The organism is Ornithinimicrobium faecis (assembly GCF_023923225.1).
GTDB classification, from domain to species: Bacteria; Actinomycetota; Actinomycetes; order Actinomycetales; family Dermatophilaceae; genus Ornithinicoccus; species Ornithinicoccus faecis.
Map to the genome: position 1 here is coordinate 82,580 of NZ_CP099489.1, position 21,994 is coordinate 104,573.

Annotated in this window: 22 protein-coding genes, 1 tRNA gene and 1 pseudogene; 14 read left to right on the plus strand and 10 right to left on the minus strand. The window is 69.6% G+C overall.

What is annotated here, in order from left to right; genetic code table 11:
* The first annotated feature begins 15 nt into the window (after positions 1–15).
* On the plus strand, positions 16–891 hold the full coding sequence (locus NF556_RS00360) for a rhomboid family intramembrane serine protease (protein ID WP_306271344.1): 876 nt from the start codon (positions 16–18) through the stop codon (positions 889–891).
* 233 nt (positions 892–1,124) lie between these two features.
* On the opposite strand, the gene NF556_RS00365 is transcribed toward NF556_RS00360, so the two are convergent.
* Positions 1,125–1,376 carry a cell division protein CrgA gene (locus tag NF556_RS00365; protein WP_252593529.1) on the minus strand — a complete coding sequence of 84 codons (252 nt, stop codon included), beginning with the start codon at positions 1,374–1,376 and terminating at the stop codon, positions 1,125–1,127.
* A 140-nt stretch (positions 1,377–1,516) separates the two neighbouring features.
* On the opposite strand from NF556_RS00365, the gene NF556_RS00370 reads away from it, so the two are divergent.
* Both NF556_RS00370 and NF556_RS00375 read left to right on the plus strand, forming a co-directional pair.
* A complete protein-coding gene (locus tag NF556_RS00370; RefSeq protein ID WP_252593530.1) occupies positions 1,517–2,347 on the plus strand; it encodes a DUF881 domain-containing protein in 831 nt (276 codons plus the stop codon).
* 24 nt (positions 2,348–2,371) lie between these two features.
* Positions 2,372–2,998, plus strand: coding sequence for a hypothetical protein (locus tag NF556_RS00375; protein ID WP_252593531.1), 627 nt, complete (start codon positions 2,372–2,374; stop codon positions 2,996–2,998).
* A 46-nt stretch (positions 2,999–3,044) separates the two neighbouring features.
* On the opposite strand, the gene pknB is transcribed toward NF556_RS00375, so the two are convergent.
* The 6 genes from pknB to NF556_RS21315 form a co-directional block, all read right to left on the minus strand.
* Positions 3,045–5,099, minus strand: coding sequence for a Stk1 family PASTA domain-containing Ser/Thr kinase (pknB, locus tag NF556_RS00380; protein WP_252593532.1), 2,055 nt, complete (start codon positions 5,097–5,099; stop codon positions 3,045–3,047).
* Positions 5,096–6,553: a peptidoglycan D,D-transpeptidase FtsI family protein gene (locus NF556_RS00385; protein ID WP_252593533.1), complete on the minus strand. Its 1,458-nt coding sequence runs from the start codon at positions 6,551–6,553 to the stop codon at positions 5,096–5,098. The genes pknB and NF556_RS00385 overlap by 4 nt, the downstream gene beginning before the upstream one ends.
* Positions 6,550–7,938, minus strand: a complete 1,389-nt coding sequence (locus NF556_RS00390; RefSeq protein ID WP_252593534.1) for an FtsW/RodA/SpoVE family cell cycle protein — start codon at positions 7,936–7,938, stop codon at positions 6,550–6,552. Before NF556_RS00390 ends, NF556_RS00385 begins: the two co-directional genes overlap by 4 nt.
* The gene (locus NF556_RS00395; RefSeq protein WP_252593535.1) at positions 7,935–9,416 is read right to left on the minus strand and encodes a PP2C family protein-serine/threonine phosphatase; all 1,482 of its coding nucleotides are present in this window, start codon (positions 9,414–9,416) and stop codon (positions 7,935–7,937) included. Before NF556_RS00395 ends, NF556_RS00390 begins: the two co-directional genes overlap by 4 nt.
* Before the next feature lie 5 nt (positions 9,417–9,421).
* On the minus strand, positions 9,422–9,895 hold the full coding sequence (locus tag NF556_RS00400) for an FHA domain-containing protein FhaB/FipA (RefSeq protein WP_252593536.1): 474 nt from the start codon (positions 9,893–9,895) through the stop codon (positions 9,422–9,424).
* Between the two features lie 70 nt (positions 9,896–9,965).
* The gene (locus NF556_RS21315; RefSeq protein WP_289781772.1) at positions 9,966–11,078 is read right to left on the minus strand and encodes an FHA domain-containing protein; all 1,113 of its coding nucleotides are present in this window, start codon (positions 11,076–11,078) and stop codon (positions 9,966–9,968) included.
* 216 nt (positions 11,079–11,294) lie between these two features.
* Here NF556_RS21315 and NF556_RS00415 point away from each other — a divergent pair.
* Positions 11,295–11,378, plus strand: a tRNA-Leu gene (locus NF556_RS00415).
* A 234-nt stretch (positions 11,379–11,612) separates the two neighbouring features.
* Here NF556_RS00415 and NF556_RS00420 read toward each other — a convergent pair.
* Both NF556_RS00420 and NF556_RS00425 read right to left on the minus strand, forming a co-directional pair.
* Positions 11,613–12,131, minus strand: a complete 519-nt coding sequence (locus NF556_RS00420) for a hypothetical protein (protein WP_252593537.1) — start codon at positions 12,129–12,131, stop codon at positions 11,613–11,615.
* A gap of 9 nt (positions 12,132–12,140) precedes the next feature.
* Positions 12,141–12,914, minus strand: coding sequence for an SDR family oxidoreductase (locus NF556_RS00425; protein ID WP_252593538.1), 774 nt, complete (start codon positions 12,912–12,914; stop codon positions 12,141–12,143).
* A gap of 77 nt (positions 12,915–12,991) precedes the next feature.
* Here NF556_RS00425 and NF556_RS00430 point away from each other — a divergent pair, with 77 nt between their 5' ends.
* The 6 genes and pseudogenes from NF556_RS00430 (at position 12,992) to NF556_RS00455 (ending at position 17,378) form a co-directional block, all read left to right on the plus strand.
* Positions 12,992–13,873: a sigma-70 family RNA polymerase sigma factor gene (locus NF556_RS00430; protein WP_252593539.1), complete on the plus strand. Its 882-nt coding sequence runs from the start codon at positions 12,992–12,994 to the stop codon at positions 13,871–13,873.
* A 144-nt stretch (positions 13,874–14,017) separates the two neighbouring features.
* Positions 14,018–14,557 (plus strand): annotated as a pseudogene (locus tag NF556_RS00435) (TetR/AcrR family transcriptional regulator); the annotation flags it as partial.
* Positions 14,554–15,501 carry an NAD-dependent epimerase/dehydratase family protein gene (locus tag NF556_RS00440; protein WP_252593541.1) on the plus strand — a complete coding sequence of 316 codons (948 nt, stop codon included), beginning with the start codon at positions 14,554–14,556 and terminating at the stop codon, positions 15,499–15,501. The pseudogene NF556_RS00435 and the gene NF556_RS00440, both read left to right, overlap by 4 nt.
* On the plus strand, positions 15,498–15,983 hold the full coding sequence (locus NF556_RS00445) for a nitroreductase/quinone reductase family protein (protein ID WP_252593542.1): 486 nt from the start codon (positions 15,498–15,500) through the stop codon (positions 15,981–15,983). The genes NF556_RS00440 and NF556_RS00445 overlap by 4 nt, the downstream gene beginning before the upstream one ends.
* Positions 15,980–16,933, plus strand: coding sequence for an NAD-dependent epimerase/dehydratase family protein (locus NF556_RS00450; protein ID WP_252593543.1), 954 nt, complete (start codon positions 15,980–15,982; stop codon positions 16,931–16,933). Before NF556_RS00445 ends, NF556_RS00450 begins: the two co-directional genes overlap by 4 nt.
* 16 nt (positions 16,934–16,949) lie before the next feature.
* A complete protein-coding gene (locus NF556_RS00455) occupies positions 16,950–17,378 on the plus strand; it encodes a DUF6463 family protein (protein WP_252593544.1) in 429 nt (142 codons plus the stop codon).
* Positions 17,379–17,410: 32 nt separating this feature from the next.
* Here NF556_RS00455 and NF556_RS00460 read toward each other — a convergent pair whose 3' ends face one another.
* Positions 17,411–18,886 carry a helix-turn-helix transcriptional regulator gene (locus tag NF556_RS00460; protein ID WP_252593545.1) on the minus strand — a complete coding sequence of 492 codons (1,476 nt, stop codon included), beginning with the start codon at positions 18,884–18,886 and terminating at the stop codon, positions 17,411–17,413.
* A 60-nt stretch (positions 18,887–18,946) separates the two neighbouring features.
* On the opposite strand from NF556_RS00460, the gene NF556_RS00465 reads away from it, so the two are divergent.
* Genes NF556_RS00465 through NF556_RS00480 form a run of 4 tightly spaced genes read left to right on the plus strand, consistent with a single transcriptional unit; the run spans position 18,947 to position 21,830 of the window.
* A complete protein-coding gene (locus NF556_RS00465) occupies positions 18,947–19,927 on the plus strand; it encodes an ABC transporter ATP-binding protein (protein WP_252593546.1) in 981 nt (326 codons plus the stop codon).
* Entirely contained in the window at positions 19,927–20,694 is a 768-nt protein-coding gene (locus tag NF556_RS00470; protein ID WP_252593547.1) for an ABC transporter permease, read from the plus strand. Before NF556_RS00465 ends, NF556_RS00470 begins: the two co-directional genes overlap by 1 nt.
* On the plus strand, positions 20,687–21,529 hold the full coding sequence (locus tag NF556_RS00475; protein ID WP_252593548.1) for an ABC transporter permease: 843 nt from the start codon (positions 20,687–20,689) through the stop codon (positions 21,527–21,529). The genes NF556_RS00470 and NF556_RS00475 overlap by 8 nt, the downstream gene beginning before the upstream one ends.
* Before the next feature lie 55 nt (positions 21,530–21,584).
* A complete protein-coding gene (locus NF556_RS00480) occupies positions 21,585–21,830 on the plus strand; it encodes an addiction module protein (RefSeq protein ID WP_252593549.1) in 246 nt (81 codons plus the stop codon).
* Positions 21,831–21,994: the final 164 nt, after the last annotated feature.

Consider the following 21,994-nt stretch of genomic DNA (forward strand, 5'->3'; position numbering starts at 1 on the left):
CTCGACGATCATCAGATGACGGCCCCCGCCCCGCCGGTCTGCCCGCGGCACCCGGATCGCCCCTCCTACGTCAGCTGCCAACGCTGCGGTCGGCCAGTGTGCCCCGAGTGCCAGCGGCCAGCCGCCGTCGGCATCCAGTGTGTCGACTGCGTGAAGGAGCAGGCCAAGACCGTCCGGCAGCCGACCTCGCGGTTCGGCGCCCGGACGCGGGGCGGGCGTCCCGTCGTCACGATGATCCTGATCGGGATCTGTGTCGCGGTCTACATCGGTCAGTTGACCAACGACAGCGTCACCGAAGACCTGAGTTTCGTGCCGTTCTGGGCTGCGATCGAGCCGTGGCGCTTCCTGAGCGCAGCCTTCGTCCACTCGACCGGCAGCTTCACGCACATCCTGTTCAACATGTTCGCCCTGTGGATCACCGGGCAATATCTCGAGCCCCTCCTCGGCCGGATCAAGTTCCTCGGACTGTTTGTGATCAGCGCGATCGGTGGGTCGGTCGGCTATCTCCTCCTCGTCCCCCCGATCAATGAGGCTGGCTTCCTCGTGTGGGCGGTCGGCGCCTCGGGCGCGGTGTTCGGACTGTTCGCCGCCACGCTCGTGCTCAATCGGCACCTGGGCCGCGAGACCGGTGGCATCATCGCGATCCTCGGCATCAATGTGGTGCTCGGATTCATGCTGCCGAACATCGCCTGGCAGGCCCACCTCGGCGGAGCCGTCACCGGCGGGGTCCTCGCCGGCATCCTGGCGCTCACCGCACCCTCAGGCCGCACCGCCGTCGAGAATGCCTCGCGACGACGCTGGTTCTGGCCCGCCGCGATCGGCTTGGTCGTGCTGCTGGCGGCGGCCTCGCTGTGGCGGGTCATGTCCGTCGACGCGCCCCTGCCGTTCTGAGGCACCACCACAACGTCTGACAGCACCTCCCGGTTCTGGAAGCTCGCCACGGCAGGCTCCAAGAACCGGGAAGTGCTGTCAGTGCCGCGCTCTGGCCCGGGCGTCTGGCTGCGCGGTCGATGTGACAGGCCAGCACCCGGCCCGCTGCCTGTGGATGGGCGCCGTTGCCTGTGAATAACACCGGTGTAGTTATCCCCACCTTGTGGATAACCTGTGGACAACGTGTCGACGCGTTAGCGCCAGCGGGTCGCCATCATGAAACCGGCCATGATCGCGCCGAGGCCGATCACGAGGTTCCAGTAGCCGATGGCGATGGGGTAGTCGCCGCTGGTGACATAGAAGGTGGTCACCCACAGCACACCAAAGATCATCAGACCGCACATCACCGGCACGAACCAGGGCGGGTTGATCTGCGGCGGAGCGGCGACATCGACGGGTCGCTGCTGCGGGGACTTCTTCTTGGCGCGGCCCTTGGACTTCGGCACGACTGCTACTCCTTTGCTGGGGGACCGGGGCGACCTCGCTGCCGCCCGGCTCCGCGACCGGGCGTGAAAACCGGTCGGCACGTCAAGGATACGTGGGGACGCGGATAGGCTGGAACGGCAACACGACGACAGGGGCAGCGATGAGCACTCAGGAGCACCCGGCCGCCGATCCGTCCGACCCCCAGGGCTCGACGCAGCAGGCGGTTCCGGAGGTCGCCACGCCGCGGCGCCGCGGCGTCTGGCACGTCCTGGTCCCGGTCATGGCGCTCGCAGCCGGACTGCTCTTCGGCACCTCCGCGGCCCTGGCAGAGGACGAGCCGGCCGATGCCCAGCCGGAGTCCCTGGCCGGGCTGATCACCGAGCGCAACGAGCAGGTCACCCAGCTCTCGGAGCAGGCAGCCGAGCTCCAGACCCAGGTCGATGCCCTCAGCGGTCAGGGCAGGCTGCCGGCCAATGCCGATGCCGACGCGCTGGCGCCCGTCGTGGGGACCGTCGCCGTTGAGGGGCCCGGAGTCCAGGTGGTGCTCGACGACGCGGGCTACACCCTGGAGACGTTGCCCGAGGGCTACACGGTCGACGACGTCGTGGTGCACCAGCAGGACGTCCAGGGCGTGATCAACGCGCTGTGGGCCGGGGGCGCCGAGGCGATGATGGTGCAGGACCAGCGGATCATCTCCACCAGCGCGGTCCGGTGTGTTGGCAACACGCTGTATCTGCAGGGCCGGGTCTACTCCCCGCCCTACACGATCACGGCGATCGGCGACGTGGATCAGCTGATGCAGCAGTTGGACGAGGACCCCACGGTCAGCAACTATCACGCGTGGGCCGACATCCTGGGCCTGGGCTATGAGGTCACGGATGCTGGCATGGTTGAGTTGCCTGCCTTCACCGGGACCGTCCGTGCTCAGCACGCCGACCTGCTCGGCCCCAGGCCGGAGCCCACCCAGGAGGGACCGCTCGAGCGGCGGTGAGGACCCCTTCGCTAACCTGAGGTCATGGCGCACGAGGCCGCAGTGCACGAGGCCGTCACCCACCCGCCCGCAGGGCACATCGTCCGGTTCGTCGACCGGCTGGACCACCCCACCACACCTCCGGCTGAGCTCCCCGTGCCGCGACGGGTCAACGGTGCGGGTCGCGTGCTCGTAGGGATCGCGCTGGCAGCCGCGGCGGTCGGCTCGACCCTGGTGATCCGCACGCTCTGGACGGAGGGGTCACCGGGGTGGTGGTTCTCCGCGTTGTTCACCGTCTTCATCGCCCTGGTGGCCCTCGGCCTCGGCATCGCCTATGTCGGCTGGCTCCGGCGCATCGGCGAGGAGCGCAGCGCCTCCGCGGCGTGGCGAGCGGCGATCGCCGGCGTCCGCGGAGAACCCGGCACCGTCACGCACCGAGACGTGCGACTCGGTGAGGACGGCGACGTCCTCGGCATCACGATGACCGTCCGGACCGCCGGTGGCGCAGTCGTCGGAGCGAGTTGGCGGCCGACGGGTGAGGTGCGGCGCCTGCTGCAACCTCAGGTGCCGGGCGTCGGCTCGAGCGCCCGGGTCTGGCGGGCGCCCGGCGCCGGCCCAGTGCTCGTGGACGTGCTCGACCCCACCGTGGTGCGGGCCGCGCCCACCGACTGACCGTGCCCACCGACTGACCGCTCCCGCCGACTGACTGGGCCTGCGGTCACGCCGGGTTGGGCTCTCCCGTGGGTGCCGCGTCGGTGTCCGTCGGGTCGTCAGTCGTGGTCTCGGTCGGGTCGTCAGTGGGGTCGTCGGTCGGGTCGTCGGTGGGCAGGGTGGGCACTGACGTGGGCTGGTTGGTCGGGGGCTCGTCGGTCTCCGTCGGGTCCTCGGTCGTGGGATCCTCGGTGGTCGGGTCCTCGGTCGTCGGCTCCGGAGGGGTGTAGGTCGTCGTCACCGTCTCCCGGGGCGGGACCGCCACGACCAGGGTGATCTCCTCGTCGTAGTCGACGACCTCACCCGCCTCGATCGACTGGCTGACGACGGTGTCCTCCTCGACGTCGCTGCGCACCTCGGTCTCGCGCGTCACGTTGGCATTGAGTCGGGCGTCGGTCAGGTCGCCCATCGCCTCAAAGATGTCCTTGCCCTCCACGTCGGGCATCTCGGTCTTCCCGCTGGCCACGATCAGGGTCACCGGCTTGTCGGGCGCGACCTCAGTGCCGATCGATGGGTCGGTGCCGATCACGATGCCCTTGTCGAAGTCGGGGTCGTCGTCCTCCTGGACCTCGTCGGCGACGGTCAGTCCCGAGCCCTCGAGGATCGAGCGGGCCGAGCTCGCATCGTCGCCGCTGACGTCCTGGATCAGGATCGCGTCCGGCCCGCTGGAGATGGTGACCGTGACTGCGCTGCCCTCCTCGACCTGCTGGTTCGCGACCGGGCTCTGGTCGATGACAGTCCCCTCGGGGGCGGGGTCATTGACCCGCTCGGGCTCGGCGAACTCCAGGTTGGCGTCGCGGATCTTGTCCTCGGCGTCGGTCTCGGTGTCGCTGATGACGTGGGGCACCGCGACCATGACGACCTCGTCCTGGTCGCCGGGCCCGAGGGTCTGATAGACCACCCACCCGACGCCAGCCAGCGCCAGCAGGGCCAGGACCGTGAGCACCAACCAGCCACCGGAGTGCCGCTGCTCGCGCACCGGGATCTCGTCGGTGCGCTCATAACCATCGTCGTATGCCGACAGCTCGGCAGGTGGGCCCCCCGCCATCCGCTGTGGTCGGCCGCCGGGGCGACCCTGGGAGGACACCATCCCCGGAGCGGGGTGTGGCTCGGTCTCGAAGCCCGCGCTGGAGGCGACGCCGCCGCTGAGCAACTCGGTGGAGCCCGCGACCGCGGCCAGCGAGGCCAGGGCCTGCGGGCTGATGGGGTCGCCCGCACGGGCGGCGAGCAGGTCGGCCCGGAACGCCGCGGCGTCCTGGTAACGCTCGTTGGGACCCTTGCGCAGCGCGTGCAGCGTGATCGCGTCGAGGGCCTCGGACAGGTCGCCCTGGAAGTTGGACGGGGCCTTGGCCTGCTGGCCGAGGTGCTGATAGACGAGCGAGACGGGGTCACCGACGAAGGGGGTGCGGCCGGTGAGCAGCTCATAGAGCAGGCAGCCGGTGGAGTAGAGGTCGGAGCGGGCATCGACGTCCTCGCCCTGTGCCTGCTCCGGCGAGAGATAGCGGGCGGTGCCCAGCACCGACTGGGTCTGGGTCATCGTGGCCGCGGTGTCGGCCAGCGCCCGGGCGATGCCAAAGTCCATCACCTTGACCGCGCCGCCGCGGGTGACCATCACATTGGCCGGTTTGATGTCGCGGTGGACCAGGCCCCGCTCGTGGGAGTAGGACAGCGCCGCGAGCACGGCCGCGGTCACCCGGGCGGCCTCGTCGGGGTCCAGGACCTTCTCGGTGTTGAGGATCTCGCGCAGGGTCTGGCCCTCGACGATCTCCATCACGATGTAGGGCACCTGGACCGGTGCTCCACCGCTCTCGTGCATGTCCTGCTCGCCGGAGTCGTAGACGGCCACGATCGAGGGATGGTTCAGGCCGGCGGCGGACTGCGCCTCACGGCGGAAGCGGGCCAGGAAGGAGGTGTCGCGAGCCAGGTCGGTGCGCAGGATCTTGATGGCCACGGTCCGCCCGAGCCGGAGATCGTGCCCCTTGTGCACCTCGGCCATGCCGCCCCGGCCGATCAGCTCGCCGACCTCGTAACGTCCGCCGAGGACCAGCTTGTCCTCACTCATCGGTTCACTCCTGCCTCAAGGACCTGTTGTGCGATCGGTGCGGCCACGACGCCGCCGGTCTCACCGGTCCAGTCGTCGGTCGCGCTCTCCACGACCACGGCCACGGCGATGTTCGGGTCGTCCGCCGGGGCGAACCCAGTGAACCACGCGTGTGCCGCTCCACTGGTGCCGAACTCCGCGGTCCCGGTCTTGCCGGCGACCTGCACGCCGGGGACCGCTGCGCGTGAGCCCGAGCCGGACTCGACGACGGCGACCATCATCTCGGTGAGCTGTTGAGCCGTGGTCTCGCTGATCGCGTCGTTGAACTCCTGCGCCTTGGTGGTGTCGATCTCGGACAGGTCCTTGTCGCGGACCGTCTCGACGAGATAGGGAGTCATCACCTGTCCGCCGTTGGCGATGCCCGCGGAGACCATGGCGACCTGCATGGGGGTGACGCGCACGTCATACTGCCCGATGCCGGTCAGTCCCACCTGGGCATCGTCCGCGTCGACCGGATAGCGGCTCGCGGTGACCGGCAGCGGGACCTGCAGGGACTGGCCGAAGCCGAAGGCCTCGGCCTGCTGGTTGAGGGTCTCGGCGCCGAGCTCGTTGGCCAGCCACCCGAACGAGGTGTTGCACGAGACGCGCACGGAGTCGAAGAGTGTCGTGGTGTCCTCACCGCTGCACGAGGAGCCGCCGAAGTTGGGGATCGAGGTCTCGGTGCCCGGCAGGGTGTAGCGCAGCGGGGAGGGCAGCTCGCTGTCGGGGTCGAACTCGTTGGACTCCAGCGCGGCGGCCGCCACCACCAGTTTGAACACGGAGCCGGGGGGATACAGATCGCCGCCGGTGGCCCGGTTGGTCAACGGGCGGGACTCGTCCGTCGAGAGCTGCTCATAGGCCTGCTGCACAGCGTTGAGGTTGTGCGAGGACAACGAGTTCGGGTCGTAGGTCGGGTGGCTGACCAGGGCGAGGATCGCACCGGTGCTGGGGTCCAGCGCCACAACGGCCCCACGTCGATCCCCCAGCGCCTCATCGGCCGCACGCTGCACATCGGCGTCGATCGTGAGCTCGAGGGTGGCCCCGGTCGGCTCGCGGCCGATCAGGATGTCGGGGAGCCGGCGATAGAACAGGGAGCTGTCCGAGCCGGCCAACAAGGCGTTGGAGGAGCGCTCCAGCCCCGGGCCGGGGCCATAGGTGAAGGAGTAGTAGCCACTGACGTGGGAGTAGCGCTGGCCCTGGCTGTAGGTGCGCATCCACCGCAGGTCGTTGTCGGTGGGCTCGGACTCGGCAATCGGCGTGCCGTCCACCAGGATGGCACCGCGCTCGCGGCCATACTCCTGCAGCAGGGTCCGGCGGTTGCCGGCCGTCTCACGCAGCGTGTCGGCCTGGAAGAACTGGATCCAGGTGATGGCGACCAGCAGCGCCGCGAACATGAGCGAGACGACCACGGCGAGCTTGCGGATGGGTGAGTTCACCGGGCACCTCCCGGTTGTGGGGCGGTCGCGCCGGGCGCGGGCTGGCGGTCGTCATCTGCAACCCGTTCGGCGACCGGTCGTCGGGCATGATCGCTGATCCGCAGCAGCAGGGCCACGATGATCCAGTTGGCGATCAGCGAGGAACCGCCGGCGGACAGGAACGGCGTGGTCAGACCGGTCAGCGGGATCACCCGGGTCAGCCCGCCGACGACGACGAAGACCTGCAGGCCGATCGAGAAGGCGAGGCCGGCCGCGAGGAGCTTGCCGAAGCCCTCGCGGGCACCGATGGCTGTGCGCAGACCGCGCTCGACGAGCAGGGCATAGAGCATGAGCATCGCGAAGACGCCGATCAGCCCGAGCTCCTCGGCGAAGCTGGCGAAGATGTAGTCGCTGTTGGCGAAGTAGGTCAGGTGCGGATAACCCTCACCCAGCCCGGTGCCGAACAACCCTCCGTGTCCCATGCCCATCAGGCCCTTGGCGACCTGGTCGGAGGAGGCGTCTGCGCCGAACGGGTCGAGCCACAGGTCGACGCGGGTCTGCACGTGGGCGAAGATCCGCCAGGCGACGAACGCGCCGGCAGCAAACAGGGACAGACCGATGATGATCCAGCTGACCCGCTCCGTCGCGACATAGAGGACAGCCACGAAGAGCCCAAAGAACAGCAGTGAGGACCCCAGGTCGCGCTGGGCGACCAGGATCAGGATCGACAGCCCCCAGGCCGCCAGGATCGGGCCCAGGTCGCGACCGCGGGGCAGTTGCAGGAACAGGAAGCGCCTCCCGACCAGGGAGAGCGCGTCGCGCGTGGCGACCAGATAACCGGCGAAGAACACAGTGAGGGCGATCTTGGCGACCTCACCTGGTTGGAAACTGAACCCGGCGATGCGGATCCACAGGCGCGAGCCGTTCTCCGCGTGGCCGATGACCGGCAGCATGGGCGCCAGCAGGAGCGCAAAACCGACCACCATCGCGATGTAGGTGTAGCGCCGCAGCGACCGGTGGTCGCGGATGATGAAGAGCACCGCAGCGGCCAGGATGATGCCGAGTGCGCTCCACATGACCTGCCGCCCGGCCACCAGGCTGTCCACACCGCGCCCGGCCGCATAGTCCAGACGCAGGATCATCACCAGACCCAGCCCGTTGAGCAGGGTGGCGATGGGGAGCAGGAGTGGATCGGCATACCTGGCCTTCCACCGCAGCACCAGGTGGAAGGCGACGGTCACCCCCACGAAGATCCCGGCGGTCATCCCCAGGTTGGCCGGCACCTCCTCGCGCACGGCCAGGCCGACGTTGACATAGGCCAGCAGCACGATGCCGATCGCAAAGAGCAGCAGCACGAGTTCGGTCGTCCGCCCCGTGCGGGGTCGGAACGTGGTCACGGTGGTCACGGCACGCAGTCCACCGGGGCCGGGAGGCGTTGCCCGCTGCCGCCGGTCGCGGCAGCAGCGTCGGGTCCGGTGGAGGTCGCGGCCGCGTCCTCCGGACCGGCCGTCGCTGAGCTGCCGTCAGGTGCCGTGGTGGCCGAGGCGTCGTCCGCTCCAGCCGTGCGCTCGGCATCATCCGGTCCAGCCGTGCGCTCGGCATCGTCCGGTCCGGCGGTCTCCGATGCCAGGTCGCCGGGCAGGGGCAGTGACGGGACCTCAATCACGTCCGCGCACCGCGGGAGAGCCAGGTTGCGCAGCTCCGTGACGATGCTGTCGGCGTCGGACCGGTCATCGGCGGTGAGGGTGTTGATGACCCGGTTGCGATAGTGGCTGGGCAGCGTCTCCAGCTCGATGTCGGTCTCCTCTTCGGCCTGGGAGAGGACGAGCGGGCCCAGGTCCTGGCTGACACCACGGAAGATCGTGACGTGGCCGTTAGCCTCGCCGACGTAGTACTGCCGCTGGGACCAGTCATAGGTGGCCCACGCACCGACCGCTACGACCGCGACGATCGCCAGCCCGATCATGGTGCGGCGCAACCAGGTCCGGACTGCTCCGCGCTCCGTCTCCTCGGCCAGCTCGGGGCCCGGGTCGGTGCCGTGGACCGTGCGGGACAGGGCCGCTGCCTTCTCGGCGGGCGTCTCGGGTGTGAGCAGCTGGGTGCCCCGGCGCTCGCTGGCGGCGCCGACGACCTGGGGGTCGGTGGTGCCGTCCTGGCTGGCGTCGATGACGTCGGCCACGATCACGGTGACGTTGTCGCGGGTGGAGGCGCGCAGCGAGATGGCGATGAGCTGGTCGGCGACCTTGCCCGCTGGCTCCTCGCTGCGCAGCAGGTCGGCGACGGTGGACTCGGCGACATAGTCGGTCAGACCGTCGGAGGCCAGGAGCAGCCGGTCGCCCACGCGCAGCTCGCGCATGGACAGGTCGGGGCGGTCGTCGGGGCGACCGGTGAAGACGCGGGTGACCAGCGAGCGCTGCGGGTGGTGCAGCGCCTCCTCCTCGGAGATCCGCCCCTCGTCGAGCAACTGCTGGACAAAGGAGTGGTCCTTGGTGATCTGCGTGACGCGGGTGCCGCGGCGCAGATAGGCCCGGGAGTCGCCGATGTTGGCGACGGCCAACTTGGAGCCCGAGCGCATCATCGCGATGCAGGTGGTGCCCATGCCCTCCGTGGCCTCGGACTCCTCGGACACCGAGGCGAGCCGGTCGTTGGCCGCGATCATCTCGCGCTCCAGGACGCTGCTCATGTCGTCGGCGCCGTGGCTCTCACCGTCGAGGTGCACCAACTCGCCGACGACGAGGGAGCTGGCGACGTCGCCCGCCGCGTGCCCACCCATGCCGTCGCAGAGGACCAGCAACTCGGGACCGGCATAGGCCGAGTCCTCGTTCCGGCTCTTGGTGCCCAGACCCAGGTGCGACCGGGCGGCATAGCGCAGCGCGACTGACATGGCGGCTACCGCTGCAGCTCGAGGATGGTCTGGCCGATCCGGATCTGTGTGCCCACCTCGAGCCGGTGCCCGGTCCCGATCCGCTGGTTGTTGATGAAGGTGCCGTTGGTGGACTCCAGGTCGTCGGCATACCAGACACTGTCGGGGCCCAGATAGATGCGCAGGTGGCGCCCCGAGGCATAGTCATCGGTCAGCACCAGCGCGCACTCGGGGTTGCGGCCGATCAGCACCCCGCCCTCGTTGAGCGGCAGGCTCGTGCCGCGCAGACCGCCCTCCACCACAGCCAGGGTCTGCGGGCCGCGGCGCACTGCACGGGGCGCGCGACCTGCGCCTCCGCTGCGCTCAGGTCGGCCACTGCCGCGGGTCAGCACCCGGGTGCCGTAGAGGTCACCGCGCAGGGCCCCCACGACGCTGAAGACGAAGGCCCACAGCAGGGCCAGGATCCCCAGCCGGATGATGTTGAGGGTGAGCTCGCTCATCGCGCCTCCTTGACGAGCTCCGCGGATCGCTCCGGTCCTCGCAAGCTCGTGTCCTCGCGGATCCTGTCGCTCATCGGCCGCCTTCCGCATGGAAGATGAGCGTGGTCGAGCCGACGGTCAGCCGGTCGCCCTCGGTGAGCTGCTCGGTGCCGACCTGGTCGCCGTTGACATAGGAGCCATTGGTCGACCCCAGGTCGCGAACCATCACCTGTTGGTGTGGGCCGTCGTGGGTGATCCGCACCTCGACGTGCCGACGGGAGACGCCCGGGTCGTCGACCACCAGGTCGGCCGAGGCATCACGGCCGAGCACGGTGACCGCCGCGGTCAGGCTGTGGGCGCGCCCATTCATGTCGAGCCAGGGGCGAGGCCCCCTACCGCTGACCGGGCGCTGGGAACGGCCGGTGGAGGTGGGGAACTCGCGGGTGCTGGGTCCGCGGCTGCCGGGAGGCGCGTATGCCGGGGTGCCGGCGCCGGCCTGTCCGCCACGGGCGGCTGCGGCGGCGGCTGCTCCGACCCCGGGTGGGGCCTGTCGCGGTGCGCCCGCCGGGCGCTGCTGTGGTGGGGCTCCCTGAGCGGGTGCACCAGTCTGCTGTGGGGGCATCCCCTGCTGAGATGAGGGGCCGCCCTGCTGCGGCGGACGGAAGGCGGCGTTGGGGTCCTGACCCGGCCCACCACCTGCCGGCTCACCACTGTGCCCACCACTGGGGCCAGGCTGCGGGCGGGGCTGGCCCTGCGGCATACGGCTCTGGTCGGGTCGTTGACCGCCGCCGGGACGCGGGCCCTGCTGCGGGGGACGCTGTCCTTGGCGGCGGGCGTTCTTGCTGGCCGGACGGACCCGGAAGATGCCGGTCTCGAGCTCGTCGTCGGAGATCAGGCGCACCTCGACGGTTCCTGCCGGGGTGTAGCGCTGGGCGTCGGCGTGGTCCTCCGCAGCGGCGACCAGCTCATCGGTCAGCGCCGTGTCATAGGAGGAGAGCCGCTCGAAGTCGGTGTTGGCCAGCTCGACGGTGAACACGTTGGGCACCATGGTGCGGCCCGGACCGAGCACGGCAGCCCGCTCGTCCATCGCGCCGCGCATCGCCGAAGCGATCTCCACGGGCTGGACCTCCGCCTTGAAGACCTTGGCGAACGGGGCCTTCACGGCGCGCTCGAGGCCGCGCTCGACGCGGTCGATGATTCCCATGACACTCCCTTCGCTGTCGGTGGCCCGCCCGCGCGCAGCGCCGGATGGACCAGTGGCCTTCAATGATCGTACTTGGGTGAGGTCGGTCCGTCTGGCAATCACGCGCCGGTCGGGACGTTGCTGGTGGCAACGCGTCTGTGGCGACGCCGGTTCCCAGTGCTGAGCGGCGACGATGCGGAATCTGTGCCTGCTGCGTGCTAATCTTGCTCGGCACTCGCGCGAGTGGCGGAATAGGCAGACGCGCACGGTTCAGGTCCGTGTGCCCGAAAGGGCGTGGGGGTTCAACTCCCCCCTCGCGCACCGCGAGATAGCGATGAAAGTCCCGGTCAGAGCAGTCTGACCGGGACTTTCGCCGTTCAGTTGGTCGTGGCCGGCGGTCCCAAGGGGGCGTTCCCTGTCCGTGCCGCATACGACGAGCTGCGTGCCGACCCTCCCGGGCGACGCTCGGCTTCCGCCGCCGCGTCGTGATCGCCCTCGCCGTCACCGACGAAACCGTAGACGTGGGTGGCACTGGTGGCGCAGTCGGCTCTCGCCTCAGCGAGGCGGGGGTCTTCCGGTGGCCAGGCGCTGGATCAACTCGGCGACCTCCTGGGTCCGGGTCCACTCGCTGATTTTCAGGGAGAGACCGTCACCGTCGCGGACGTGCACGCGCAACCGTCCGGACAGCAGTCGCTCCTCGATCTCTGCCCCGGTGACCTCGGCCGCGGGAGCCTCCTCGAGGATCGTCCAGCCGCGGAGGCGGTCCATCACATGGAGGACCCTCTGGTCGGTGACGATCAGGAGCGGGAAGGTGTCTGAGCGGAGCGCGCCCACCGCGACGTCGAAGACCGTCTCGTCCGGCTGGAGCACCTGCTGGGGCAGGTTCACGTCCGCCGCGCGGAACCGCAGCCCGTGGTTGCGCGCCATGGCCTCGCGATAGCTCCGCTCCGCCTCGCCCGCAGACGTGTCGGCGAAGGCCTGCGCCATGACGGCGTCGGCGTCGCCCCCGTGTTCCTCACGGAGCGTCCTCTGCAGTGCGGCAGCCCCGCGCCAGTGATTGGGGCTCTTCTCCATGAGGCGACCTTACGATCTGACGGGCACCGTGTCCGTCAGGAACTCCTGCCAGCTGCGCTCGCCTCGTCGTGCGGACTCCCCCGCAAGGTTGTCTGCGGCACGGTAGGCCCGACCGGTGGCGCCGGGGATGCGCACCGGCAGACCGGCACGTTGGCGCTTTCCCAGCGCCTCGGCATACGTGTCTGCCAGTTCGCGGATGGTGAGAACCTCTGGGCCAGCGAGGTCCGGGGTCTGACCGACCGGCGACCCGAGCGCGAGCTCCGTCAGTCGAGCGGCCACCTCGTCGACGTGCACCGGCTCGAATCGCAGACCACCCGGTGTCAGGAGGACCGGGAGTCTCATCAGGCCGCGCACCACGGGCAGGACGAACTCGTGCAGCTGCGCGACGCGCAGCACCGTCCATGGCACGCCCGATGCCGCGATGGCCTGCTCGGCCGCCGCCTTGGCCCGGAAGTAGCCGATCGGCATCCGGTCGGCCCCGATGACTGAGATCAGGATGAGGTGTCGCACGCCCGCACGCCTCGCCGCAGCGGCGACATTGTGGGCTGCGGTGTCATCGCCCTTGGCGCCGCCGGCGAGGTGCAGCACGACCTCGACACCGTTGAGTGCTTCGGCCAGGCCACGGCCCGCGACTGTGTCGCCTGCGACGTGTTGGATGCCGTCGCGGTCCTCGCCCGGGTGGCGGGAAAGGATCCGCACCGTGCGGTCCGCCGCGCGTAGCATCGGGACGACGGCGCTGCCGATGGTTCCGGTGCCGCCGGTCACCAGTAGGGGTGTGTTCATCATTGTTTTCCCTTCGTGTCACAACCGAGGGCGTTCCCTCGTCGAGGTCCTGACGAGTGACACCGAAGGGATGTGACATGACCGATCGAAGAATTCTCGCGCGACGGTTTGAGGTCGAGCGGCCGCGGCTTCACGCCATCGCGACGAAGTTGCTCGGCTCAAGCGCCGATGCAGACGACGCGGTGCAAGAGACGTGGTTGCGCCTCGAGCGAGCCGATGCCGCAGGCATCAAGAACCTCGCTGCGTGGCTCACCACTGTCGTGTCTCGCGTGAGCCTGGACCTGCTGCGGGCACCGCGTCGGACGCGCGAGCACTCCTGGCAGGTGGAGCCGTGGGCGGATGAACCGGTCGCGGTCGCGGCGGACCCTGCGGAGATCATTGCCCAGGGTGATCAGGTGAGCATCGCGCTGCTCATCCTGCTGGAGCAGCTCAGCCCCTCGGAGCGCATCGCGTTCGTGCTGCACGACGTCTTCGGGCAGTCGTTCGAGGAGATCGCGACCGTGCTCGAGCGTTCACCGGGGGCCGCCCGGCAGCTCGCGTCACGTGCCCGCCGGCGGGTGCGTGGTGCCGAGGAGCCAGCACGCCCGAGCCGGGAGCAGGGGCGGCGCATCGTCGAGGCGTGGCTGGCCGCCGCCCAGGACGGGAACATCGGCGCCCTCCTCTCGCTGCTCGATGATGGTGCCGTTCTGCATGCCGACTACGGCACCGCCACCCAGCTCGTCGAAGGTGCGGACGCCATCGCCGAGCAGGCGGTGCTGTCCGGTCGTCTCGCCGCCCACTCGATCCCGATCCTCATCGGGGGTCGACCCGGCGTCGCAGCCGTGATGCGCGGACGAGTCGCATCGGTCATGGCCTTCGACATCGTGGGCGACCAGATCGTGCGGCTCGAGGTCCTGGCAGCCCCCCAGCGTCTCGACGCGCTCGGCGTGCAGGAGGTCGTCGACGCGTCGGGCTGGTGATCAAGGCCCGCACCTCCTCAGCTCCTGGGGACCAGAAAAGCCCTGGGCAAGCAAGTGGTTACTTGCTACGTTGGTGACATGACATCGACGAGGGATCGATTGCTGACGGAGGGCATGCGTCTGTTCGGCTAGCGCGGCTATGCCGCGACGTCGGTGGCGCAGATCGAGGCCGCCGCCGGACTCTCACCCGGCTCGGGAAGTCTGTACAAGCACTTCCGGTCGAAGGAGGAACTGCTCACCGCGGGAATGAACCGGCTGCTCGCCGGAGGTGACGAGCTGGCCGACCAGTTGACCACCCGCGCGCCGCAGTCTCCGGCCGAGCAACTGGCGGCGGTGGTGACGGCTGGGCTGCGCCGGCTGGACGAGGACCGGGACGTGAGTCGGCTGCTGTTCCGGGGGCTGGAGTCCTTCCCCGAGTTGTTGCAGCGGTTCGGCACGGAAGAGATCGGGCGGTTTCATGCCGAGGCTGTCGCGATGCTTGCTGACCTGGCTGACGATCCCGCCGGAACCACCGGAACCACCGACTGGGAAGCCGTCGCGGTCGTCCTGCAGGGTGCGGTCGTGCACTACTGGCTGATGACCGATCTGTTCGGCGCCCACCCCTCCGGAGTCGGTGAAGACCGCTTCGTGAAGGCCGCGGCGGACCTGCTGTCCGGGTTCCTCGGGTCGGAGGGAAGGTCATGAAGGTGCTGCTCGCTGGTGCGTCCGGCGCCATCGGACTGCCCCTGGTGCAGCAGCTGAAGGCGGCCGGTCACGACGTGACAGCGATCCACCGGTCCGCAACCGGCCGGGCGCGGTTGACTGCCGCCGGAGCGACACCGCTGCAGGTCGACGTCCTGGATCAGCCCGCGCTCCTGGCGGCCCTCGAGGGGCTCTCGGGTGACGCCGTGATCTCACAACTCACGTCGATGAAGAAGTCACCCATGACCCACAACGACCTGACCGCAACCAACCGGCTGCGCACCGAGGGCACCGCGAACCTGCTGGTGGCGGCGGAGCGGATCGGCGCAGTCCGCTTCGTCACCCAGTCGATGGTGTTCGGCTACGGATACGGCGACTTCGGGGGCCGGGTGCTCACCGAGGACGACGAGTTCGCACCGCCAGGCCGCGGCCGGTTCGAGGAGCATCTGGCCGCGATGCGCTCCAACGAGGACCAGGTGCTGGGGGCCACGAACGTGCAGGGAGTCGCCCTGCGCTACGGGCTGTTCTACGGTCCCGGCGCCGCAGGGGAGACGCTCGTGAACGCGGTCCGCCGCAGGCGGATGCCGGTGATCCGCTCAGGTGGCGTGCAGCCCTGGGTCCACATCGAGGATGCGGCCACCGCAACCGTTGCCGCGCTCGAGCGCGGCACTGGCGGAGCGGCATACAACATCGTTGACGACGAGCCGGTGAGTTTCTCCGATCTGATCACCGCGACGGCAGCTGCCCTGGGTGCCCCAAGGCCGCTCGTGATGCCCTCCTGGCTGCTGAGCGCGACGCCCTACGCCAAGGCGATCATGACCGGCGGTCTGCGGGCGAGCAATGCCAGGGCGCGCGACGAACTGGGGTGGGCGCCGAGGTGGCCGACCTACCGGGACGGGATCGCCACGCTCGTCACCGACGACCCAGGGTCGGGAGGAGCAGCATGAACCGCCACCTCCCGAGCCGCCACCCCCTGAGCCGGCGTCGCCCGAGCCGCGCGGCGATCATCCGCCAGCTTGACGACCAGGTGGTCAAGAGGGGCATGCGTCTGCTGCTGCGGCTCGGCGTCGCGCCGAACGCCTTCGCGCTCGTGGAGACGACGGGCCGGCGCACCGGTCTGCCGCGGCAGACTCCGGTCGGGAACGGACTGATCGATGACACGTTCTGGCTGATTGCCGCTCGCGGTGAGGCCGCGCACTACGTCCGCAACCTGCGAGACACCCCCGGCGTCCGCGTCAAGATCGGTCGCACCTGGAGTCGTGGCATCGCCGAGGTGCTCCCCGACGACAACCCGGACCAGCGCCTCGCGCAGATTCTCGCCAACTTCGGCTGGTTGCGACGCCTCGACGCGAAGGCTCTGGAGTCATCGATTCGCCTGCTGGGCACCACGCCAGTCGTCGTGCGCATCACCCTCGGCGGGGCGTCATGAAGGTGCTGCTCGCCGGGGCGACCGGGGCGATCGGCGGCCCCTTGCTCGCCGCGATGGCCGCGCGGGGCCACGAGGTCCTGGCGATCATCCGCAACCCGGCCGACCGCGAGCGGATCACCGACGCTGGCGCGGTGCCGATCGTGGCCGACGTGATGGACCGGGAGGGACTCCTGCGGGCCGTCGACGGGATCGGCGCGCATGCTGTCATGCACCAGGCCACCGCTCTGCGCAACGCCGGGCGCCTGCTGCGCCCTGACGATCCGACGCTGGCGCTGCGCCGTGCCGGCACCGCGCACCTGCTTGCCGCTGCGCGCGTGATGGGCGCACGCCGGTTTGTCACCCAGTCACTCATCACCGGGTACGGCTACCGAGACCACGGTGCGCGCGTGCTGACCGAGGACGACGCGTTCGGGGAGCCGGTCGGCAACGTGGGTGATCTGGTCGCAACGGCGAGTGCGGCCACCGAGCACCAGGTCTTCGACGCCGAGGGCATCGACGGGATCGCGCTGCGCTACGGGATGTTCTATGGGCCGCGCGCGTTCAGCGACACCTTCGCCGACCTGCTGCGCAAGCACGCTCCGATCCGCCCGTGGCGCCGGTCCGGCACAGCCTGCTTCGTGCACGTGGATGACGCCGCCGAGGCCGCGGTGGACGCGCTGGAGCGTGGCCGGGACGGCCAGGCCTACAACGTCGTCGATGACGCACCGGTGACCTGGCAAACGTTCCTCGACACCGTCGCTGAGGCACACCACACTCCGCGCCCGATCTCCGTGCCGGGTCGGGTGATTCGCCTGCTCGTGCCCTATCTGGGATGTCTGATGCTGGACACGTCAATGTGTGTCTCGCACGCGCGGGCCACCGCTGAGCTCGGCTGGGTGCCAGCCATGCCGGACATCCGCACGGGCCTCGGCCTGTCCGTGGCAGGAACAGCACCAGACCACGATCGATGAACACCTGAGGAGACCCGTGGACGCACCCGCCGTCACGACATGGTCGCGAGGACGCGGCACCGAGACCCGCAGTCGCCCAAGAGAGTTGGCCCGCCGGTCACCTGGTTGGTGGCTGCAGTTCCTGGGCGTCGCGCACGCTGCCGTCGGCGCGGGCGTCTATCGCGCCGCGCTCGGCGACATCGCCCGGGAGGGGGTGGTCAGCACCGTGCCAGATCATGGCGACAAGGCCACCGCCTTCTGGTTCCTGGCGATGGCACCCACCTTCTGGCTCGGCGGACGGCTGCTCCGATCCGCGGAGTCGAATGGCGACGTCGCTGCCCAGCAAGTGGCGGGCACCGTCCTCACTGCGACCGGTGCGGCGGGTGCGGTCGCCATGCCGTCGGTCAGCGGATTCTGGGCCGTGACGGCTGTCGGAGTGGCCGCGCTCCGCCGCAGCAGGGGTTGATGCAGGTCGCGATCACCCGAACGGTGGGCGTGTCACGACCCGGAGCCACTCCGCACGGCGGCGCGAAGGTGCCGAGCGAGCAGGGCCGTCCGAGAGCCCAGATCGTTTGATCTGAGCAGAGCCGCGACATGCACCGCGACGGTCCGCTCGCTCAGGGCGAGGACGTCAGCGATCTCCCTGTTGCTCAGCCCCTCGGCCAGCAGGTCGAGCACCCGGCGCTGTGCCGGGGTGGCACGCACGGGCTCCTCGACCAGCGCGCATTCCTCCTCAACCTGGTCCAGCAGCCAACCTGGCCAGCCGGCCAGGAGCGACCGGGCACGACCGAGCTCGACAGCCGCAGCCGTCGGACGGCCCTGCCGACGCAGCGTGCGGGCGATCGCCAGGTGCACGCGCGCCCGGAACGGCAGAGCGCCCGGGTCGCGGACGAGCTGCTGCGCGATGGCTGGGTCGACGTCCTGCCCGCGCACGTCGGCCAGGACGAGCGCGGCACCGTCCCCCGCCCAACGGAGCCCGCCGGGCAGTGTGAGGTGGAGGAACTCCTCGACCCGGTCGACGTCGTGGCCGCTCTCCAGAGCGACCCACCCAGCCAGCCAGGCCCGGTGGGGACGGCTGGCGTGCCCCTCACCAGTGGTGCACCGTGCGTATGCCGTGAGGGCGCGATTGAGAACGCCCGCCCCTGAGGCGGCGGCCACGACACCGCCGAGATAGGCATAGGTGCGCACCCACGGGTGATCGACCGCCACCGACAGGGAGCGCGCTCGCTGACCGAGGTCGGCCGCCAGTTCGCGGTCGCCCCGGTGCCACGCCAGCAGGGCAGCCTTGGCCAGGACGGCGATGAGCTCGTTGCGGTCGGTCTCGTCGGCGATCTGCTCCTGGGCACTGCTCCAGGCGCGCTCCCACTGGGCGCAGTCCATGCCGAGATCGACCGCCTGCCGCAGCACGGTGCCGGGATCGGAACAGCCTCGGATCAGGGTGCGCGCCTCGCTGACCCGCACCCAGGCCTCCACCTGGCCCTCGGTGGTGTCAAGCACCTCTCGGAGACCGTCCAGCCTGATGACCAGAGCGTTGTTGATGGCTCGGGAGGTGGTGTTCGTGCCGGCCAGATCGGGGTCGCGGGCGATCTGGTCGAGCACGATCAACGCTGACTGCGTGGTCGTGATGGTGGCGGGATAGGGACCGCCCTGCGCCATGGCTGCCAGCGTGACCCGAGCGTCCGCAACGGCCTGAGCGATCGCTTCCCCATCTGCGCCGGATGTCTGAGCGATCAGGTGCTCGCCGCGTGCGATGGCTGCCTGGGCACACGTGACGGCCTCAGCGAACTGTTCGGCCAGCAGGTGCAGTCCGGCACGCATCGCGAGCACCTCCACCGGCAGCTCCGGATCTGCCGCGGCCAGGGCCTCGGCCTTCGCCAGCGCGGCCCACGCCTCGTCCCCGTGACCGGCCCGCCAGGCTGGGCGACACGTCAACAACAGTTCCCGGCACTCCTGGTGCGTTGTCGACTGCTGCATCACCGTCACCTACGCATTATTGACTACATCAGGAGAGGAGGATGACTGGACAGTGGGGTCGTGACCGATCTCGCCCTGCACGCTGACTCCCTCACGCGCACCTTCCGGGTCCGCCGTGGCCCGGACCGAACGGCGCTGGACAGCATCAACCTCGAGCTCGCGACAGGATTGGTGCACGGGTTGCTCGGACCCAACGGGGCCGGCAAGACGACCCTGTGCCGGATCGCGAGCACGGTCCTCACCCCCACCTCAGGGCGACTGACCGTCCACGGGTGCGATGTGGCGCGCGAATCTGACCAGGTGCGCCGGCTGATCGGGATCGTCTTCGGTGGCGACCGCGGCCTCTACGGCCGGTTGAGCGCCCGGGAGAACCTTGAGTTCTGGTGCGCCATGAACGGTGTCCCCAGACGTGACACCCCCGCGGCGGTCGAGGCGCTCCTGGAGAGGCTGGGCCTGGCCAACCGCGCGACCGAGCTGGTCGAGACCTTCTCTCGGGGCATGAAGCAACGCCTGCACCTGGCTCGTGGACTGGTCGCTGACCCGCCGGTGCTGCTGCTCGACGAACCCACCGTGGGGATGGACCCCGTGTCGGCTCACGAGTTCCGCGTGCTCATCGAGGAGCTCCGCCGGGAGGGACGGACGGTGCTGCTCACCACCCACGACATGGCCGAGGCCCAGGTGCTGTGCGACACCGTCACATTCATCGACGCCGGACGGATCGTCGGCAGCGGCACCCCGGACACCATCCGAGCCATCCAGGTCGAGGGTGGCGTGCGGATCCGCATCCATGACCTCTCGCAGAGTGAGCACGACGCGCTCACCCTGGCGCTCACCCAGGCGATCCCCGAGGTGAGCACCACGCACGACGGGGGCGCTCGGCATACGGATCTGGTGGTCCCGCCCGAGCACGTCGCGACCGTCGTGGAGACAGTCCTGCGACGTGGTCACACCGCGATCACCACGGGACCCCCGAGCCTGGAGGACGTCTATCTGGGACTGCTCGGACAGCGGGACGGCAGCGACCGCGGCATGGGGGTCTGATGCGCGTCTTCCTCGCGGGGTGGCAGATGCAGCTGTGGAGCATGCGCGGCAACCCCGACTGGTTCCTCACCCTCATCCTGGCGCCACTGCAGACGGTCGTCTTTGTCACGATCTTCCAGCACGCTGGCCGCGGCGACCTCACGTCCTATGGCGTCCTGGCACCCGCCCTCATCGCGCTGTGGGGACTGTCCCTGCAGACCTCCGGCGAGCTCATCACGCGGGAGCGGGAGAACGGCTCGCTCGAGGGGTTGCTCGCGGCCCCGGGGCGCTTCGACGTGGTCATGCTCGGGCGGATCAGCGCCGTCACCTCGCTCGCCCTGCTGGCGTTCGTCGAGTGCTGGCTGACCGGTTGGTGGCTCACCGGCGAGCTGCTGACGATCACGCACCCGGTCGTCTTTGCGTTGACCGTGGTGGTCAGTGCGGTCGCGATGACCGGATGGGCGGGGGTGATGGCCTCGGTGTTCGTGCTCGCCCGGTCGGCACGCACCTTCCAGAACTCCCTGAGCTATCCGTTCTATGTGCTCGGCGGGGTCCTCGTCCCGGTGGCGCTGCTGCCCGACTGGCTGCAGCCGCTGAGTCGGGTGGTGTTCCTGTCGTGGTCCTCCGACCTGTTCCGGGACAGCCTGACCACGGACCGTGTCGAGGACCTGGTGGTCCGGGTCCTGGTGATCGTGGTGCTGGGAGCGGTCGGCTTCGCTCTCAGCCACCACCTCTTGCACCGGGCACTGCGCCGCGTGCGCACCACCGGGAGCCTGGCCCATGCCTGAGCCCACGATGCACGCCAGCAGTGGTCGGGTCAGCAGTGGTCGGGTGAGCACAGCACGCGTCATCACTGCGGCGGCGCGTGGTGCGTTGGCGGACCTGCGCACGATCTACACCCCGTTCACCTGGACCGTCGGGTGGCTGGGCAGGATCATCATGCAGGTCATCTTCTTCGCGCTGATCGGCACGCTGCTCGGCAGCCGGGAAGCCGTGATCTATCTGTTCGTCGGTCAGGCCGTGATGGCGACGGTGACCGAGTGCTTCATGGCCATCCCGTCGACGACCTGGGAGCGGCGCACCGGCACACTGGCCCTGCTCACGGCGGCACCGGGTCCCCTGTGGCCGGTGTTCGTCGGCCGGTCCCTGCAGTGGCTGCCGAGCGGTGTCGCGACCGGCTCCATCGTCCTTCTCGCCGTGGGGCCGTTCTTCGGCGTGACCTGGTCACTCGGTGCAGGGTTGCTATTGGTGCCGGCCCTCGCCGTGGTTGCGGTCTCGATGTATGCCGTCGCCCTCACCCTGGCAGCGGTCGTCCTGCGCGGCCCGCGCTGGCGCAACGTGGTCTCCAACCTCTCGGTCCTCGTCGTGATGCTCCTGAGCGGGGCGACCGTGCCGGTCACGACCTGGCCGAACTGGCTCCAGGCGCTGGCCCAGGTGCTCCCGGTCACCCACGGGCTCGAGGCGATCCGCGTGCTCGAGGTTGACGGTGTCGTCAGGGAGGTCTGGCCGCCCCTGGGGCTGGCACTGGTCCTGGGCGCGGGGTGGTTCGTCGTCGCTGGCTGCGCCTTCACTCTGTTCGGAGAGGCGGGGCGCCGCGACGGGACGATCGACTTCGCGGAGTAACCGACAGTCCCCTGTTCCAAAGAGAACCCATGTGGTGCAGGCGTAGAGTTATGGCATGGAAGCCGGAATCGAAGAGATCACGCAGTTGGCGTTGACACTCCCGGTGAATGAGCGTGCCGAGGTGGCCAGCCAGTTGCTGGCCAGCCTGGATGAGCCGTCTGATCCTGCCGAAATCCATCGACGGTGGACGACCGAGATCACGCGGCGCGTCGACGACGTCGTCACGGGACGGGTGCAGGGCGTTCCTCGAGACGAGGTCAGGAAACTACTCGCGGCAGATCGCGCCGCGAGGCAGGTTTGAGCCTCGACGTCAGGTATCACCCCGAGTCCCTCGCCGAACTCCGGGCGGAGATCGGCTGGTACGAGGAGCGTCGCTCAGGACTCGGGGATCAGTTCGAGACGCAGGTTGATTCAGTCATTGACGGAATTCTCGTTTGGCCCGAATCGGGTGCAGTGTGGCCCGGG